At 43.6% G+C, this 1,565-nt stretch carries 1 protein-coding gene; it reads right to left on the bottom strand.

Annotated features, from left to right (window positions below; all coding sequences use genetic code 11):
• A partial coding sequence (locus tag GKG41_RS23025) for an IS1182 family transposase (RefSeq protein ID WP_154263258.1) occupies nt 1-1,471 on the bottom strand: 1,471 nt, incomplete at its 3' end.
• Nucleotides 1,472-1,565: the final 94 nt, after the last annotated feature.

Here is a 1,565-nt window from a genome sequence, read left to right as displayed (position 1 = left end):
TGGTTTTGGGCTTTGTATCCCAGAGCCAGTTTTCTTTTATTAACCAAATTGCGTTCCAAATAAAGTTTGTGTAATGGGCTTCTCCCTCTAGAAGCCCCCATTTCTCTTTCATCCTGGCCAGCTTTTTCAGATTCATGCACGCAAATGTAAGCCCGACCTTCATTTCCATTCGGGCTTTTCCAAACATCTGTGTATATCGGAAACCATGATTCTCCTTTGCACTTCCAAAGATTCGTTCTATGGTTTCTTTCCTTTGGGAATATAATTCTTTCATACCCACGGTTTGGCGGATCTCCTCACACATCTCCATGTAAGGTTCCCATATGTGGCGCATAACCGTCTTTACATGATCTTTGCTTTGGGTACATTTTGCAAGATAGGCACAGCCTGCACAGCTACTTCCACAGCTTTTGTACTCCCGATATCCCTCACGGTTGGTTGTTCGATAGGTCAGCACCTGATTGTTGGGACAGATATAGCAGTCGTAATACTCATCATAAACGTACTCGTATTTCTTGAAGAAACCCTCTTTTGTCAGGGGGCGTTTGTATGGCAGGAGCGGTTTGACTCCTTGATCGATCAAAAGTTTTGCTATACCGGGAGTTTTATATCCTGCATCGCCTATCAGCGTCTCTATTCCGATCCCTTTTATCTTGTCATATAAGGACTTGAAGGTTCTGCTGTCATGATTGTTCCCGGGATGAACGCTATAGCTGAGAATCCATCCATTCTTATCACATGCGGTCTGTACTGCATAAGCAAATACATGTTTATGTTCTCCTTTGCGGAACCATCCGCTTTCCGGATCAGAAGTGCTTGCTTTCACTGTCTTTTCTTCTTTGCCGCCGGCTCCACCGGATGGTGTATTGCTGTCATCCTCTTTTTCTTTCAGCGGACGTTTCCCGTGTGCTTCACGGTCTTCATTGATTTCCTGTTTCAGCAGATCTTCAAAAAATAATGCCTCATCATGAGCAATACGCTTCTGCATCTTTTTATTGTTTGCTCTGGCTTTTACATGGGTGGCATCCACAAAAACTTCAGTAGGGTCTACCAGCTTAAATTTGTAGCATTCAGAAAGGATATGCTCGAATATCTGTTCAAAGAGGTCGGTGTCTTTAAAGCGTCTCGTATAGTTCTTTCCAAAGGTTGAAAAATGCGGCACTTTATCCAGCATATCCAGCCCGAGGAACCAGCGGTAGGCGACATTTACCTCAATCTCTTTTACCGTCTGGCGCATGCTTTTAATGCCATAAAGATATTGGATGAAAGGAATCTTGATCAGCATGACGGGGTCCATACTGGGGCGTCCGTTGTCCTGACTGTATTTTTCTTCTACCAGTTCATAAATGAAGGACCAGTCGATTGCTTTGTCGATGATCCGCAGCAGATGGTCCTGTGGAACCATGTCATCCATGCAAAACAACTGAATCTGTTCTCTTTTTTTATCCGCATTCTGTGTCATCATAAGCATCTCACCGCCTGTATTTGATACATCTATTATACCAAAAAAGAGCCTCAAAGTCTTGTAAGTGCTGACTTTTCTGGCTCAATGGCGAAGAAAATCC

It is taken from the genome of Lactonifactor sp. BIOML-A5 (assembly GCF_009677585.1).
In the GTDB taxonomy this organism is placed as follows: Bacteria; Bacillota; Clostridia; order Lachnospirales; family Lachnospiraceae; genus Lactonifactor.
The sequence above is the reverse complement of the archived record's forward strand: the minus strand, read 5'-3'. Positions and strand labels throughout refer to the sequence as shown.